This window comes from Petrotoga sp. 9PW.55.5.1, from assembly GCF_003265365.1.
Lineage (GTDB): Bacteria > Thermotogota > Thermotogae > Petrotogales > Petrotogaceae > Petrotoga.
Genome location: NZ_AUPM01000012.1, coordinates 1 through 17,564 on the forward strand (window position 1 = coordinate 1; position 17,564 = coordinate 17,564).

The window sequence follows — 17,564 nt, forward strand, 5'->3', positions numbered from 1 at the left end:
AATTTGCTTTTAGCAAATTATATGTACACACCCTGAAATTCCCCCTTCCTCGAAGGGGTGGATGCAGCGTTTTATGCTGCAGACAGGGTAGTCACTCTTTAATTTGCTTTTAGCAAATTGAAAATCCAATTCAAAAGCAACTACCCCGTCTGTGACAAAAAGCGTCACAGCCACCCCTTCAAAAAGGGGAATAAAAGCCAATAGACCTCTCAAGAAAGGAATTAAACCTAAATCTTTTGCAAGAGATAAATTAATACTTATTTAGTAAGTTTTATGATTTCACTCTAAAATTTCTTTTAATTCGTCGATGGTTATTTTCAAAATATTTTTCTTTATCTTATTAATCTTTTCTTCGCTTGCTTTCTTTATTTTTTCTTCTAACTCTTTATCGAATTCTTCTCCAAATTTTTGATTTAGTATTTCTAATACTAATTCCTTTTTTCCTTCCAATTTTGCTTCTTCTCTATCTCTTTTAGCTATCTTTTCTAAAGTATCAAACATTGTTGATGCCTCCATTTCTTCTATCTCTTTAAATTCTTCTATGTCTTCTTTGAATCCAACTCTTTTTTTGAATAGTTCTATGAATGCCTTTTTGTGTCTGTTGAATTTTTCTTGTTCTTCTTTTGGCATGTTTTCTACTATCTCTTTGCTTATTCTTATTAGCTCTTCTATGCTTTTTACCTTTAAATTTGGCTTGTCTATTAATAGCATTATCCCAAGTGTATTGTTCATCTTTATCAAAGTTTCTTGTTTTATGTTTTTTAAACTTACTAATTCATAGTTCGTTATTCCATAATCTATTGGCCTCACCCCCTGTTATTGGAGAATAAATAAAGAAATCTTACTTTTTCACAAAAATGGTTTTGGAATTAAAACAATTATTATCATCAGAAAAGATTCCACTAAATTTACTAGGTGTCATATAATTCAAAGAACTGTGTGGTCTTAAGTTATGATAAAAGAATATATATGCGTTGCAAGATACTCTCACCAACAAAGAACAACCTTAGCGAACTCTTTTAAATGCTTTTCACTGTTAAGATATTCTTTAACAAGTTGCAGCTTTAAATCAATAGAATAAACCTTTTTCCTTTTTACCCCTTGACTTTTTACCAATTAGCTTTTATGCATTTGCTCTAATATTCAAAATTTCTCCATCTTCAACTAATTCCTCTTTTCCTGCTAGACGCCATAGGCCGTTTTCCTTAACTTTTTCTTCACTACCGTATTTTATTAAATCATTATATTTCATTACTTCTGCCCTTATGAAGTTTTTCTCAAAGTCAGAGTGTATTTTTCCAGCTGCTTCTTTCATTGTACTTCCCTTTTTTACAGTCCATGCTCTTACTTCGTCTTTACCTACAGTAAAAAAAGAAATTAACCCAACATGATTATACACAATTTTTGCTAATCTATCAATACCAGGCTCTTCTATCGATAATTCTTCTAAAAACATCTTTTTTTCATCTTCGCTTTCTAATTCGTTTATTTCTGTTTCTATCTTTCCGTCTATTTCAATATATGCAAAATTTTGATTTTTACATTCTCCAAGAATTTCTTGCTTAAATTCGTAAAATTTATTTGAAAACTGTTCATCGTCCACATTTATACATACTATAATTGGTTTTAAGGTAAATAAAGATAAAGAACTAATTACTTTTTTCTCTTCTTCGGTAAGCTCTATTTTTGATAAAAATGTTTCCTGTTCTAAGAATTCTTTCAACTTTCCTAAAACTTTTTCTTCCTGTTCTTCTAATTGAGAAACCTTTGTCTTCTTTTTTTGCATTTGAAGTCTTTCCAAACGGTTTTCGACTACTTCTAAATCTCTAAAAATTAATTCTGTTTGTAAAATTTCAAGTTGCCTAATCGCGTTATTTGCGCCTTCTGGCCAAGGAACGGATGGATTTTCAAAAGCCCTTATAACCAATAACAAGGCATCTACCGTTTGAATCATTTGAAAGATCCTATTTTTTTCTTTTGGGTCTCCTTTATGATCATAACTTGGTATATCTATAAAATCTAAAGAAGCAAAAACAATTTTTTTAGGGTCATATAATTTTGCCAGAGAAAGAACTCTGTTATCTTTTATTTGAGCGGTTCTCTTTATTATTTCTCTTTTAAAACTATCTTCTATCTTTGTATTTGTTAAGAGTGAAAAAATAGTAGATTTTCCTGTTAAAGGCAGACCAAAAATTCCTATTTCCAACTGTTTTTCACCTCTCTTCTCTTTTAACCGATTCCCAATATTCATCGAATTCCTTCAAATTTAAACTTTCAAATTCTTTTTTATCGTTTTCTATTATCTTTTCCATCTTATTAAATCTTTTGATAAATTTTTCTGTGGCTTTACGTAAAGAAACTTCGGGATCTACTTTTAAAAAGCGGGCTAAATTAACCAGGGCAAACAAAAGGTCACCAAACTCTTCTTCTACTTCTTTCCTATTTTTGGCGGCATTGAGCTCGTTTAGTTCTTCTTCCACTTTATCTTTTACATCTTTTATTTCAGTCCAATCAAATCCAACAGCTGCAGCATTTTCTTGAACACGACGGGCTAAAGATAAAGCTGGTAAAGCTTTGTTGAATTTACCTATCCTGCTATAATTTTTATTGCCTTTTTCTTGAGCTTTTATCTCTTCCCAGCGAGCATATGAATATCCTCTTTTATCTCCAAACACATGGGGGTGTCTTCTAACTAACTTTTGAATTAAGTTATCTATTACTTCTATAGTGTAAAAATCATTTTTTTCTTCAGCTATAACTGAATGAAAAACTACTTGTAAGAGAACATCTCCCAATTCCTCTTTAATCATTAATTTATCTTCTTCGTCTATTGCTTCTACTAATTCGTATGCTTCTTCTATTATATAGGGTTTTAAACTTTGATGAGTTTGTTCTTTATCCCAATCACAACCTTGTGGACCTCTCAATGTTTTCATGACTCTAACTAACTCTTCAAATCTGTTACCTAAATCCAAAGCGATACCTCCTATACGAAGCTAATCTTTATAAATCCACTCACTTTCTTTTTGTTTTCTTTTTTTGCTAAAATAAGATAGCAGCCACAAAGCAAGTATCACTGCTAAAATAATAGGTATTACATACTTAAATAAAATATTCAAAACAACATTTCTTCGCAATTCTTTCAATGCTGTTTGAGAATCTTCAGTTATGTATCCTCTACTTTCTGCAGCATTAAGAAAATATCTTGCAAGTTCGGAATTTTCTTTATTATCCCAATTATAATAAGCCATTCCAATCTTAGACATTAACCGGCCATTTTCTTTGTCGCTGTTTAAAGATTTCCTATAAAAATCGATTTTTCTTTCATAATTTTCTTCTATATCTCCTAAAAACTCATAAACCTGAGAATTTAAAATCGCACTTTTGGAATTTTCGATGGCTAAATTAGCTAGTTTTACAGATTCTTCTTCCCTTCCCAACTGATAAAACATTTTTGAAAAGAAAAAAAGAGTTTCTGGATTATTGCCTCCTATTCGCAAATAGGTATTGTATAGCTCTTCTATCATTTCAGTATCATTCAAAAGGAAACTAAATTCTACCAAAGTTTCTATGATTTTTTTATCATGATCATACTTAAAATAGATCTCTTTTAAATCATTATAAGCTTTTTCAGGGTCACCGTAAATATTAGATTTAAAAAGAACTTGTGAGCGGACATATACAGTAAGTGGTGTAGGTTCTCCAACAAGATTTTCTATTTTTTGTGTATATTCGAAAATAATTCTTGCTGCAGCAGGGTCTCGAGAATTTTGCCAGTATTGAAAATTGAAAAATAAAAACAATGAGTTTATAACTACGGAATCTGGAAAAACTTCTAAGGCGGTTTCAAATTTTTCTGCTGGATCTATATAGGCATATGGACTAATATTTTGTAAAATATTCAGAGTTAGTTCATCATCGGGAGGTAAAACTAAAGTTGATACATCAAGATTTTCAACGTACTTTGATAATCCTGTTTCCCATCTCTTTAATAAGCTTCCTAAAGTTTTTATATATGGGTCATTTGATTCATACATTGTATCAAGATCAACGTAGTAAACAAAATGGTCAAAATTGGTTGCATAAGTTAAGGCCACTAGAGTTAAAAAGAACACAAAAACAAAAGCTTTTTTATGCAAGACAGTCCTCCTCTAAATTATTTCGTAGTTGTTTTTTTCAAAAAAGTTTTTAAAAATACTTATACAATTATAACATAATGAATATTTATACAAAAGCATAAATTTTATTTTTTCTGGGAGTTTATAACTTTTGCAATATAGGCTCAAAATTAAGATGGAACAAAATTTATGATATAATATTAGTAGAATACGCAAACTTTATTCTATAATTTCAACAGGGGGTGTTTTAATGTATAAGAAAAAGAGTTTTGAAGAAATATTAAATGAAATATCCTCAGCAAAGCCAGCCCCCGCAGGAGGAACAGTAACAGCCTTAGTGGGTGCTTTAGCTTCTGCTTTAGGTTATATGATAGCGAATTATACAATTTCCGTGTCCAAGAATAAGAATTATGAAAATACATTAGAAATCTCTATGGAAAATTTAATAGATATAAAAGAAAAACTCATTGAATATTCTGAAGAGTCTTCTAAATATACTGAGAGGATAGAGAATATTAATAAGGGGCATGAAAGAGAGAAAGCTTTAAAAAGAGCCGCTTTATTTTCATTTAATATAGCGAAAGCCTGTTACAACATACTAAAAAATTGTTTTACCCTTTACAAATATGGGGATCCCGTTTTAAAGCCAGAAGCCAAGATCACCTGTTATATGGCATGGGCTGCAATGAGCTCTGCGATAATTTCTGTTAAAGCAAATCTTGAAGAAATAAGTAATGGAGAAGAAAAAGAAAATCTTCTAAACGATACTATAGAATTTCAAAATGAGGCAAATTCTTTGTTGGAAGAATTGAAGGAGGAAATGGGAAGTTAATGGAAGAAACTCCTATAAAGTTTGAATTATTACATGTTGATAAATATACAGGAGCTAGACGTGGGCGAATCATAACAAAAAGAGGAATAATTGAAACTCCAGTTTTTATGCCGGTTGGTACCAATGCTACGGTGAAGGGATTAACAAAATCAAATTTAGAAGAAATAAACTCTGAAATTATATTAGCAAACGCCTTCCATTTGTATTTAAGACCCGGATTAGAAGTACTGGATCATTTTAATGGGTTACACAATTTTATGAACTGGGAAAGGCCAATTTTAACTGATAGTGGAGGATTTCAAGTATTTTCTTTGCCGAATACTAAGCTAACAGATGAAAAAGTAATTTTTAAATCACCTTTAGATGGTTCAAAAATAGAGTTAACACCAGAGAAATCTCTGGATATTCAAAAAGTCATAGATTCTGATATTGCAATGGTATTGGATGTTTGTGTGAATTCAAAATCCAATTACGATACAGTTAAAGATAGCGTTATAAAAACTTTTAATTGGGCTTTAAGGTCAAAAGAGTATCATAATCATAAAACTCAAGCTTTATTTGGAATCGTTCAAGGTGGATTATATAAAGATTTAAGGGAGTTAAGTTTATCTCAAATAACCTCTTTGGATTTTGATGGATATGCTCTTGGTGGATTAGCTGTTGGAGAAAAGTATCAAGAATCTGAAAAGATATTAAACTCTTTTGGGAATAGATTACCAGAAAATAAACCAAGGTATATTATGGGAATAGGTTCTCCAACGATGATGTTTTTGTCTGTAGAAAATGGTATGGATATGTTTGATTGTGTCTTACCTACTAGAATGGGAAGGCATGGTACTGCCCTAACTTTTGAAGGAAAAATTAATCTAAAATCTTCCAATGTAAAATACGATGAAAAACCTATAGATGAACAATGCGATTGTTATACATGTAGAAATCATTCAAGAGGATATATACACCATTTATTTAAAAAGGATGAAATACTAGGAAAAGTTCTTTTAAGTATTCATAATCTTAGATTTAATATATTTTTGATTGAAAAGATGAGAACCGCAATAGAAAATGACGATTTTAAATATCTCAAGGAAGAGTTTTTCAATAATTCAACTTACTCACTCACCAACTAGGGGAAAAAGCTAATAAGGAGGGATCACCCGTGAAATCTTTTGTGAAGTACTATAATGAAGTAAAGCCGAAATATCAAAACAAATTAGATCTTACCAAAAAATTTCAAGAGATTCCCAAACTATATTCAAGAAGTGTAAGTAAGCTTTTAGAAAGGATATATGGCGAAGAAAAAATTGATAGTAAGTTAGTAGAAGAATATATTGAATTTACACCAGATAAAGAGCCCTATTTTACTGTAAAAAAAGAGATTATAAACTTATTGGAAGAAGATTGGCAGGATAGTGATCTTCCGAGCATTTTTGAAAAGATGGCCAAAGCAGCATATGACCGTTATAAGCATATAATCGACGATAACGATAGGACAGAAACATTTAGATTAGAATAAAATGTGCATTAAGGTCCTGCTGGATTACCTCAGGACCTTAATTTAAAATTTAAAGAAAGGCTGAAAAAATGAAAGAAGATAATAATAATATAAAGATAAACAAAATACAAAGCTTATTTTGGAAGATTTTGTTTTTTTCATATGTAATTCTAATAATTTACCTATCAATAGCACAGCCAGTAATTAACTATAGCACATATAGAGGAGAAGATAAGATAGTTCACTTTGTTTCTTATTTTATTGGAGCGGATCTTTTTTTCACTGCTTTTTATAAAAAAAGTAATAAATTTTATTTTGCTATTAATTTGATATTCTTCCTGGTTATTCCGATTTTGACTGAATATTTACAAAAGTTTACTTACTATCGAACTTATAGCGTTTTAGATATGCTAGCAAATTATATCGGGGCTTTGGTAGGATTTTTGTTTTTCTTATTTAAATATCGAGCATTTAACTAGGTTTTAGAGTAAATCAAAGAGGTGTATTTTTTGAAAAAAGTAAAATATGCGATAGTTTATTTGAATATAGACCCTAATTATGCTAAAATGAATAACCTTCCTGTAAAATTACCAGTTTTAGCGGAAGATTTTCAGGAGGCAAGAAAAAGTAACAAAATTTCACTGGATATTATTTTAAGAGGTTTAGAAGCACAATATGAAGTAGAACCAAAAAATGAATATTACAAATCTTACTTAATTTTTTATTATTACGAAGCGTTTAAAAAGTATCTCAACGAAGGTAATTTTGAAGAAGCAAAACTTTATTTAGAAAGAGCAAGAGAAAAACATCCTGATTATAGATTTCATTTCTATACAGGACTATATTTCAAAAAATTAGAAAATTTTGAGCTGGCGGAATTGCATTTAAAACAATGTCTAAAAGAAAAGCCAAACTTTGCCTATGGTTATTATGAACTAGGTAATTTGATGTATGAAAGAAAGATATATGATGAAGCTTTTGAATACTATTCTAAATCAGTTGAGCTTGAAAAAGACTTCACTTTAGGTTATTTAAAGATGGCCGATGTATATTTAGAAAACGGTAGATTTGAGGAAGCGGGAACATTCCTTCATAAATGTATAGAAATAGATAATAGATTTTTTCCTGCTTATGAGAGATTGGGTGTAGTTTTCAACATGCTACAAAGGTATAAAGATGCCCATGAAGTTCACAAAAAAGCTTTAGAAATCGATCCAAATCATTATGAAATTTATTATAATGATGCCCATTCTTTATCTAAATTGGGTAAACATCAAGAAGCCATAAAAATGCTTGAAAAAGCAGCTGATTTGAATGAAGTGGATTACGTACTTCATGAACTAGCATTAGAATATAAAAATGTAGGAAGGTTTATTGAAGCTCTTGAAATTGAAGAAAGAGCTTTAAAAATAGCTACAAAAGAAAATTTAAATCTCATAGCTCTTACTGCGTTAAAACTATCTGTCATAATTGAAGACAAAGAACATGTTGAGAAATATTTTAACGATTTACAAATTGAACCGGAGTTAAGTAAGTCGGCTTTGAATTTTAAAATCTTATTTGAATTATCTCAAGGCAACGTAGAAGCTGTAAAGCAAATTCTTCATCACAATCATAGTTTAGGTTTTAGCCAATTATATGAAAAGTTAGATAATATGGATGACTATGTTAATAAATTAGAAGAATTCGCAGATGAAAAAATTTCCGCTTCAATCTTTGAAAGTATAGATGAATACGGGAATATTGACCCACTTTTATTGTCAAATAATTTAGAAAAAAGAGGTATAAAAGGTGACTTTGTAAACTGGTTAGTAGAAGATTCTAAAAACCCTAAAAAATATCCTTCGGGTATAGAATTGTTAACCAATGGCTTGTATCTTTCTGGTTTTAATTACGGTTTATCCGAAAGAGTTGCGACCATCTTATCATATTATCTTTGGAAAGATGAAGAAGGATTGGCTTTTGGAAGATTATTACTACGTTTTTATCAAGATAGAATTTTAGGAGATTCCTTGAATCTTGATGCTTTTATAGAAGAGAACGTGGAAGAAATAAAAGATATGTCTTTTCATTTTGCCCAAATGTTCACTAATTATGAAGAGAACTTAATGGATTTTGATACTTTGTTAGAATTTGAAATAAATACATTTGAAGATGCATTAAAAGTATTTTTATCAATGTACAGAATTGAAGCAACTAAAGAAGAAATAACCGAAGTTGAATTTACCGATTCGAATACCAAATATATTATTTTATTTATACTTAATCTAAACTCTATTTCGAATTTTTCTGGTTAATAACAAAACTGAACTTAACCAAATATAATTAGAGGTGCTTTATGAAAAAATTTCTACCATTTTTATCTATGATTTTATTTTCAGTTATAACATTATCGCTGAATATTACTATTCTTTCTCCCCAAGATGGAGCTAAACAGGTGGATATAAGAACCTCTTTAAGATGGCAAACTGTTGATGCTGAAGGGAAAGAATTACGATATAGAATTTATGTTTCAGAAGACGAAATTATTGACGAAAAAGATTTAAAATTAGAAAATATTTTTTCTAATTTTTATACAGGTGATGTTTTAAAACCTGAAACAACTTATTACTGGAAAGTGGAAGGAGTAGATCAGGAAGGGAACGTATATTCCAGTAATATAGCAACTTTTACTACAAGAAGTCTAAGGTCTGGAGATGCTTATATTATATTTTTTGAAGACTTTAATAAACTTATACCTGTAAATAACAATTTTCTTGGAGTTTTAGATAAGGAGATTATTCTATTAGATGAAGAAAAAAAAGCAATTGAATCAAAAAGATTTCAAAATAAAATTGAGGATGTTCTTTCTACAAGCGAATATATCGTGGTAACTACCTCTAACGATTCATACATTCTTGATTATCAACTTAACGAAAAAGGTAAAATAGATGACAAAGTAAAAGGTATTGCAGGTAAAAATGTTTTATACAGCAATAATAAAATTTATTTATTGAACTATGATGCCTCAATCTTTGAAGAAGTTGAATTAGAAAATATAGTTAAGTCTTTAGTGAAAGATGGATATCTTTTCGTTTTAACAGACAAAGCGTTTTATAAGCTAGATAATAATCTTGCAATTGTAGAAGATTTTTCTTTTAATGATCATACGTACGATTTTGAATATTTAGAATACCAAAATCAAAGGATATTTATAATATTAACTAATCAAAAATTATTTCTGCTTGACAGCAATCTGAATAAAATAGCAGAAAGAACTTTTCAAATAGAAACTCAAAGATATAACAGAAATATTTATTCATATTATGACAAAATTGTTCTTTTATCAGGTTCCAGAAATCTTTATTTTTATGACGAAAATTTAGATCTTGTAAAATCTTTTACTTACGAAGAAAATTTTGATTATTTTGTACCTATTAATGAAGAACGTTTTGCACTAGTTGGAGAAAGTATAAAATCTTTTGATACAGAAGGTAATTTAATTTGGAACTATTCTACTATAAATAAGTTTCAAATAATTACTGAACCTATTGTTTATGATAAAGGATTAGTAGTAGGTATCAAAGATTTCATAACAAGATTCATAATCCTTTATGACAGTTTTGATACTCAATACTTTTTTACAAGATACCTAGTAGAAAAAATAACTCTCCCTGAAAAAGTAGAAGAAGTCTTTGAACCTATTGAAGAAACTATTCCCTCAACACCAGCTACAATAACGATAGAAGCAACAGAAATAACTCCGCAACCAACTGAGATAATAATGCCAGAGCCAGAAGAAGAAATCACGCTACCTTCAACACCAGCCACAATAACGATAGAAGCAACAGAAATAACTCCACAACCAACTGAGATAATAATGCCAGAACTCGAAGAAGAAATCACGCTACCTTCAACACCAGCAACAGTAACGATAGAAGCAACAGAAATAACACCGCAACCAACTGAAATAATAATGCCAGAACTCGAAGAAGAAATCACGCTACCTTCAACACCAGCCACAATAACGATAGAAGCAACAGAAATAACTCCACAACCAACTGAAATAATAATGCCAGAACCAGAAGAAGAAATCACGCTACCTTCAACACCAGTCACAATAACGATAGAAGCAACTGAGATAGAAAAGATTATTAAAAAAGATAACAACGAATATATTTATGGAGCAACTTACGATGGGGAAGAATTCATTTATTTATATGGTTATGAAGATAAAGGTGTTTGGGACGCAAAAAGTTGGAAATTAGACCTAAATGGTAATGTCATATTAGAAAAGACATTGTATGCAGATAAAACAGATTTTTTCAGAGATGGAATAATTACAACAGATGCTTCAGAGAACACCAAAAACACAGTATTTGTTGGAGACACGCTTTCTTATGGCTTAAACGGTAATGTGTACCTTGTTTCTATAAGCGAAGCTGGAACTATTAATTACCAAATAAATTATGGAGATATAGGAAGAGATAGTGGAATAAGTATAATAAATATAGATGAAAATAGTTTTGCAATTTCAGGGAACTTATTCGTTAACAAAAAACTATCGGATATATTTGTATCCAAATATTTAAATGATGGAACAAGAATATGGACCAACAATTTTGGTGGAAACGATGTAGAAATTGCATTAGATATAAAAAATACACAAGATCAGGGATTCATGGTCTTTGGAGCGGCGAGATCATTTGGAGCTGGTGGTTTTGATATATACGTTTTAAAACTTGATTATTATGGGAACATGAAATGGTCAAATGTTTATGGTGATCCAAATGACAACATCCCTATTGGAGTTGTAAAAGAAGGAAGAAAATACTATGTATTGTATGAAAATTCTTCTAACCCCAAAACATACGGAATATTAGAAGTAGATGAAATAAATGGATTTGGCGACTCCTTTGAAACCCAGTTAGAAGGTGAACCAAAATTTTTAGGTTTTACTAGGATAGAAAATAGATACTTAGCTTACGGTTATACTATTAAATCAAACAAAAAAGTAGGAGTAGTTTATGAAATTAATATAAAAGAAAAAACATTTGAAAAGGTATACTCTTATGAATTAGAAAATGGTTTTGAAATTGTAAGTCTAATAAAACCTGAAAATCAAGATAATATTTACATATTTGGAAATACCATATCAAATGGAAAGCAGAATATTGCCTTAAAAGTAATCCCTTGGGAAACTCTTTTCTAAAATTGAAAGTTTGGTGATTATATGGAAATTATTGACCTCGTTTTTAAGCCTTTAGCCATTAAAAAAGAACATTTAAAAAGGAATAAGGTAATTGAATTATTAAATAATAATAAAAACAAAAATATCTTATTAATCACCGCCCCTTCAGGGTACGGTAAGAGTGTTGTTGCCAGTATGTTTTTTGAAGAATTGAAAGAAAATAAAGTTTGGTTATCTTTCCCTGATAATTATTTTGATTTCAACGCTTTTCTAGACCATTTAATATATATTTTGAACAAAAATCAGATTATTAAAATTTTTCAAGAAAATGGAGAAATAACTTCTTCTTTTTTTACAGAAGAAGAAAAAGTGGTTGAATTATTAAATGCTTTTGCCAAATATGATAAGGAGTTGTATATCTTCTTAGATTCGTTTGAAAGCATAAATTTCACAGAAAAATATAAGAACCTTTTAAATTTGTGGATTAATTTCTTGCCTGAAAATATCCATTTAGTAATTACAATAAACAAGAATTTCCCCATATCTTTAGCGAAGTTAAAAATGAATAATAAGTCTTTTGAGATAACCAAAAAAGATCTGGAGTTCACTTTTGATGAATTAAACGTTTATATTAATAAAAGCAGATTAGACATATCACTGCAGGATTTATTGAAAGTATATCAGATAAGCCAAGGAATGCCCTTTTTTATAAACATTTTAATTACAAATCTTAAGTTAAATTCATTTAAAAATGCTGATCAACTATTCGATTCATCAAATGAGATTGATGATTTTATCCTTTTGTTAACAGAAGGTTTGAGCCAGGAATTAACAATATTTTTAAAAATAATAAGTTTAATGGATGAGATAACTCCAAAAGTGTGCTCAAAAATTTTGGAAGCAAAAAATGATTTAAAAATTTATGAATATCTTGAAGAATTAGTCAATCTTAATTTAATAGAAAAAATTGATGATTCCACCTATTATATGCACGAAATATTTCGACTAGCGGTTAAGAAAAATATCCCCGAAAAAGAAAAATTGGAAATATACAAAAAACTATTATTGATATACCAACAAGAAAAAGATCCATACGGGCAATTTTATTGTTTAATTCATTTGAATGATGTTGAAAAGGTTTCAGAATTTTTCCTGAACCATTCAGATCTACTAATAAAAGATTATTCGATTATTAAAGAATGGTTGGACTCTATCCCAACTATTTTTTTTGAAGCCAATTATGAACTGTACTTTTATCGTGGTGTAATAGAAGAAAAATATTCAATGTTTGACGAAGCTCTTACAGATTATATGAAAGTAAAAAAGAATATTGAAAAGATTGATAATCAAGAGATCAAGCAAATTATTGATACACAAATAATCGGTATATATTGGCATAAGGAAGATTATGAAAAGGTTATACAACTTGGAATAGAATTACTACCGAAAATATCTAAAGATAATTATCAAAGTATTGTATCTCTGCAAAATCTATTAGGAACAAGTTACGCTAACTTATCTAATTTAGAAGAAGCTAAAAAACATCTATATAAAGCCTTGGATGTATGTGAAGAAAACAATTTTGAAGAAATGAAGTCATGGATTTTGAACAATATAGCCTATAATATTCATCTCATCGAAGGGGATTTAGAAAGCACTGAGAAATATTACAGACAAGCCTTAAAGATGTTTGATTCTACAGGAGATTTATACGGTAAGGCACTTCTAACAGCAAATTTAGCAGATTATTATATAAATATAAATCAATTAGAAAAAGCTCAAAAACACCTTGAAACTTACAATGAGATTTATATACAAACAAAAACTATTGCTTACTTTCCTGTTTTAAAAATATTGCAAGCTAAATTATACGTTGAACAAAACAATTTAAAAGAAGCTAGTGAATCTTTGAATGAAGCAAAAAATTACTATTCAAGATCTAATTTTCTTCAGGCTAACTACTTTGCAGTAAGATCTTCCTATCTACTAAAAAGTGGTTTAAGCCAGAAAGCATACAATAATATTGAAAGCACTATAAAAATAGCTAAGACATGTTTCAACAAATATCAAATACTAAATTTTGAACTTCAAAAGGTTAGAATACTCATACATTTAAAGCAATTTGAAAAAGCTATTCCTATCGTCAATAAAATAATTGATACTGCTAAAGAACCAAACGCAAAGTTAATATTAGCCCAAGCCTTGCTTTTTAAAATGTTCTTAAATGAATTTTTGAATATACCTAAAGCTGAAGAAGATATAGAACAACTATTAATGTTGATAAAAAACAATAATTACTATTTTGTGTTTGAAAAATTTCCTGAAATAACTAAATTTCTTGAAGGTTTTATTGTAAACGTTTTGAAAATAGAACTTCGCCACATACAGCCAACTGAAAAATTCGATTTTGAAGAGCTAAGTAAAATTTCAGTGATTGAGCCAAAAACCGTTCTTTCATTTCCAAAAATCTACCTTTTTGGTGGATTTAAACTTATATATGGAGATGAAACCTTATCTATGAACAAAGTTAAAAACCAAAAAGCGCTCGACCTATTTAAATTTTTAGCCCTGAATTACAATCAATGGATAATTCAAGATGTTTTGATAGAGTATTTTTGGCCGAAACTACCGGTTCAAAAAGCTAAACAAAGTTTGTATGTGGCTATACACGACATAAGGAAAAGATTAAAAGAGTTTGGTTTAAAAGAGGAGTATATATCTCATAAAAATAAAAACTACAAGTTTAATACTGATAAACCATATTATTTGGATTATGAAGATTTCCTAAATCGGTATGAAGAAGGAACTAAAATGATGAATAACAAAAAATATCTAAAAGCGAAAGAAATATATTTAGAGGCTAAAGAGATATATTCTTACGGGCTACTTCCTGCTAATATCTACGATGACTGGGCAATATCAAAGATTGAAGATGCTGAAGAAAAATATTTAAAAATACTTTCCTCTTTATTCCTTCTAGAAAAAGAAAAAGACTCCAAACAAGCAGAAAACTACTTGGAAGAATACTTACATATTAACCCCTTCTCTGATGAAATGAACAAAGAATTCATTAACTTATTAATTAAAAACGGCGAAAGAAAAAGGGCGTTAGATTATTATAATTATGTAAATAAATTGTACAAAAAAGAACTTGGAACGGCATTTAATTCAATTGAAATAAGTTATTTTATAAAAGAATTTCAAATTTAATTTTTCCTCCCTTAAAAAAAATTGTTGTTTTAGATTTTTTTTAGTTTTTCTTTTTAAAATTAAAATGTAAACAACTATTTTTAAAGGGGAGGATTAAAATGAAAAAGTTTGGTATTTATTTTAGCATATTTTTGGTTGGTCTAATCTTGGCAAGTTGTGCAACTGTACCGATTGGTGGTGGTGATGGTAATGGAAACGATAGTTTAAACGATGTTATAATAAACACATTTGTAAATAACGCTCGTGAAAGTATTGAATTTTTAGCTTATAAAGACGGGAAAGACGGTGAATGGCAAAAATTAACCTCTTCAAACGGTGTGTACAAATTTGAACCACAAGCAGCAGATGGTAATTACAGTATCTATGCAGTAAATGAAAGCTATGAAAATGATAACTATGACATTCAAATAATGAATCTAAACACTTCAGAAGGTAAGGAAGTACCGATAAATTTTATAGACTGGACTTATTCGTATGATTCTGAATTGACGTTGAATTTTGGAAATGAATTTATAGATATGAATGGCGCTGTTTTTTATGGATTTTCGCATGGATTTCCCTGGTTTGATGAAGATTACTTAACTTATCAAATTGAAGAAATCAACTCAGGTACATACGATTTGGTAATTTTAGTAGGGGATCAAGGTTCAGACTTTAACAAAATCTACATTGATAGAAATAGATCTGTTTCTGGAGAAGAGAGCCAAGCTATCTCGTTTTCTGATTTTACTACTTTAGATACTTATACTGCAACAACCACAATACCAGGAGCTCACGCTGGTGGAGAATTATTTGTAGGAGGAACAACGGGAGTTTTCACTTGGTTTGATAATGATAGAAATTTAAGGATTCCTAGTTCCTTAAAATCCAGTGATGATTTGTATGTTTTATCGGTTCATAAATCGGATGATGATTATACCAGAACTTTTACTAAATATAAATCATACCCAAGTAACATTGAAATGTTAAATACATTGCCATCAGAATATTGGGGGATGCCTACATTTGATAATAACACATTCGATTGGGCACCATACGATCCAGATATCGATGGTCATGAAATAAGATTTTATGAGGCCTTCTTGAAGAACGAAGATTGGTCAATAGGATGGACAATTATATTATCAGACGGTTGGTTAGGTGATTCAAGTAATTATGAATATCAATTACCAGATTTATCAGGTTTAGAAGGTTGGAACGAAGATTGGTATCCAAACATGGATTCACTTTTCCCGCATATTAATTTTGAAGCAATTTCTGGAACAGAGAGTAATTTAACTAAATATTTAGACCCAGTAGCCGGAATGGAAGAAAGTATTTTTTGGTATCGCTTAGTTCTATCTGGTGAATAAGTTTGATATTTCAAACAATTTTTCATACATAAACCCCCAAAACGCCCTTTTCGGGCGTTTTTTTTTATAGCTTTTATTTCTATTTATGATAAAATATAACGGAAAAAACAATCGAATAGCGTGAATTAAAATTCGCTTTCAATTATAGGAGTGAAATGAAATGCAATTATGTTCAGCTTTTGAAAAATGTGGTGGTTGCAGTAAGTTGAATATAGAATATAATGAACAATTAAAATCAAAAGAAAATAATGTTTTAGATCTTTTAGATCAACACCAAGTAAAAGTAAAAAATTATCACGGAGTAACTCCTTCACCCAATATTTATGGTTACAGAAATAAAATGGAATATTCCTTTGGAAATGAATACAAAGATGGGCCACTTGTCTTAGGTTTAAGAGGCAAAAAGAAAAAGTTTGATGTTTACTATACACCTGACTGTAAGTTAGTGGATGATGACTTCAATAAAATAGTTATTGAAACAACACAATATTTTAGAAATAAAGAAATACCTTTCAGAAATTATAAAAATCACACAGGTTTTTTAAGGAATTTAGCCATCAGAAAAGGTCTAAACACAGATGAAATACTTATAAACTTGGTAACTTCTACCGATAATATGTACACAAAGCACGTAGAAAAGTGGAAAGAAAATATATTGAACTTGAAATTAGAAGGAAAGATAGTTTCCATAATTCAAAGTAAAACTGAATCCAAAGCCAATGTTGTCAAAGCAGATGAAATGCAAATTTTATTTGGGAAAGATTATTTCTACGAAAAGATTTTGGATCTAACTTTTAAAATAAAGCCCTTCTCTTTTTTTCAAACAAACACAAAAGGTGCAGAAGTTTTATATAAAACAGCGTTATCTTACGCACATGAATCAGATATAGTATATGATCTCTACTCTGGAACAGGAACTATCTCAATACTCCTAGCAGAAAAAGCGAAAAAAGTGTATGGAATAGAAATAGTAAAAGAGGCTGTAGAAGCAGCCAAGGAAAATGCTAAATTAAACAACGTTGATAACGTTGAATTCATAAATAATGATGTAAAAGAGTTTGTAAAAAATCAGGAGAACAAAAAACCTGATTATATAGTAGTTGATCCCCCAAGGCCGGGACTACATCCAAATCTTATAAAATTCATAAAAAATCAAAAGTTTGACAAAATCATATACATATCATGTAACCCAAAAACACTAGCGCCTAATCTAAAAGAATTATCCGAGCTCTATCAGGTATCAGACCTGCATTTAGTTGATATGTTCCCACACACCGATCATATTGAATCAGTAGTATTGGTTAGAAGAAAACACAGCTAGGAAATAATGGAATTTAAATGAGGATAGCGCAATCACCCCTCATGAAGATCGGTTTTAATTCCCCTTTTT

The 17,564-nt window shown here is 29.7% G+C and carries 13 protein-coding genes; 9 read left to right on the top strand and 4 right to left on the bottom strand.

The window, feature by feature from the left end:
• Positions 1–279 precede the first annotated feature (279 nt).
• From PW5551_RS02175 to PW5551_RS02190, 4 genes are all read right to left on the bottom strand, one after another.
• Positions 280–810: a hypothetical protein gene (locus tag PW5551_RS02175; RefSeq protein WP_113074114.1), complete on the bottom strand. Its 531-nt coding sequence runs from the start codon at positions 808–810 to the stop codon at positions 280–282.
• Positions 811–1,123: 313 nt separating this feature from the next.
• Positions 1,124–2,251, bottom strand: a complete 1,128-nt coding sequence (locus tag PW5551_RS02180) for a DUF933 domain-containing protein (protein WP_233488403.1) — start codon at positions 2,249–2,251, stop codon at positions 1,124–1,126.
• On the bottom strand, positions 2,214–2,936 hold the full coding sequence (gene mazG, locus PW5551_RS02185; RefSeq protein WP_370445890.1) for a nucleoside triphosphate pyrophosphohydrolase: 723 nt from the start codon (positions 2,934–2,936) through the stop codon (positions 2,214–2,216). Before mazG ends, PW5551_RS02180 begins: the two co-directional genes overlap by 38 nt.
• A gap of 60 nt (positions 2,937–2,996) precedes the next feature.
• A complete protein-coding gene (locus tag PW5551_RS02190; protein ID WP_113074118.1) occupies positions 2,997–4,139 on the bottom strand; it encodes a lipopolysaccharide assembly protein LapB in 1,143 nt (380 codons plus the stop codon).
• 229 nt (positions 4,140–4,368) lie between these two features.
• Between PW5551_RS02190 and PW5551_RS02195 the strand changes: the two genes are divergently transcribed.
• The 9 genes from PW5551_RS02195 to rlmD all read left to right on the top strand — a co-directional run bounded on the left by PW5551_RS02195 (position 4,369) and on the right by rlmD (position 17,495).
• Positions 4,369–4,950, top strand: a complete 582-nt coding sequence (locus PW5551_RS02195) for a cyclodeaminase/cyclohydrolase family protein (RefSeq protein WP_113074120.1) — start codon at positions 4,369–4,371, stop codon at positions 4,948–4,950.
• Positions 4,950–6,077 (top strand): tRNA guanosine(34) transglycosylase Tgt, encoded by a 1,128-nt coding sequence (tgt, locus tag PW5551_RS02200; RefSeq protein WP_113074122.1) that lies wholly within the window; start codon positions 4,950–4,952, stop codon positions 6,075–6,077. The genes PW5551_RS02195 and tgt overlap by 1 nt, the downstream gene beginning before the upstream one ends.
• 29 nt (positions 6,078–6,106) lie before the next feature.
• Positions 6,107–6,463 (top strand): hypothetical protein, encoded by a 357-nt coding sequence (locus PW5551_RS02205; protein WP_113074124.1) that lies wholly within the window; start codon positions 6,107–6,109, stop codon positions 6,461–6,463.
• 68 nt (positions 6,464–6,531) lie between these two features.
• On the top strand, positions 6,532–6,921 hold the full coding sequence (locus PW5551_RS02210) for a VanZ family protein (protein ID WP_113074126.1): 390 nt from the start codon (positions 6,532–6,534) through the stop codon (positions 6,919–6,921).
• A gap of 30 nt (positions 6,922–6,951) precedes the next feature.
• Positions 6,952–8,739 (top strand): tetratricopeptide repeat protein, encoded by a 1,788-nt coding sequence (locus PW5551_RS02215; RefSeq protein ID WP_113074128.1) that lies wholly within the window; start codon positions 6,952–6,954, stop codon positions 8,737–8,739.
• A gap of 41 nt (positions 8,740–8,780) precedes the next feature.
• The gene (locus PW5551_RS02220; RefSeq protein ID WP_113074130.1) at positions 8,781–11,633 is read left to right on the top strand and encodes a hypothetical protein; all 2,853 of its coding nucleotides are present in this window, start codon (positions 8,781–8,783) and stop codon (positions 11,631–11,633) included.
• 21 nt (positions 11,634–11,654) lie between these two features.
• Positions 11,655–14,822 carry a BTAD domain-containing putative transcriptional regulator gene (locus PW5551_RS02225; protein WP_113074132.1) on the top strand — a complete coding sequence of 1,056 codons (3,168 nt, stop codon included), beginning with the start codon at positions 11,655–11,657 and terminating at the stop codon, positions 14,820–14,822.
• Between the two features lie 98 nt (positions 14,823–14,920).
• Complete coding sequence (locus tag PW5551_RS02230; protein WP_113074134.1) at positions 14,921–16,174, top strand: hypothetical protein; 1,254 nt, start codon at positions 14,921–14,923, stop codon at positions 16,172–16,174.
• A 160-nt stretch (positions 16,175–16,334) separates the two neighbouring features.
• Complete coding sequence (gene rlmD, locus PW5551_RS02235; protein WP_113074135.1) at positions 16,335–17,495, top strand: 23S rRNA (uracil(1939)-C(5))-methyltransferase RlmD; 1,161 nt, start codon at positions 16,335–16,337, stop codon at positions 17,493–17,495.
• Positions 17,496–17,564: the final 69 nt, after the last annotated feature.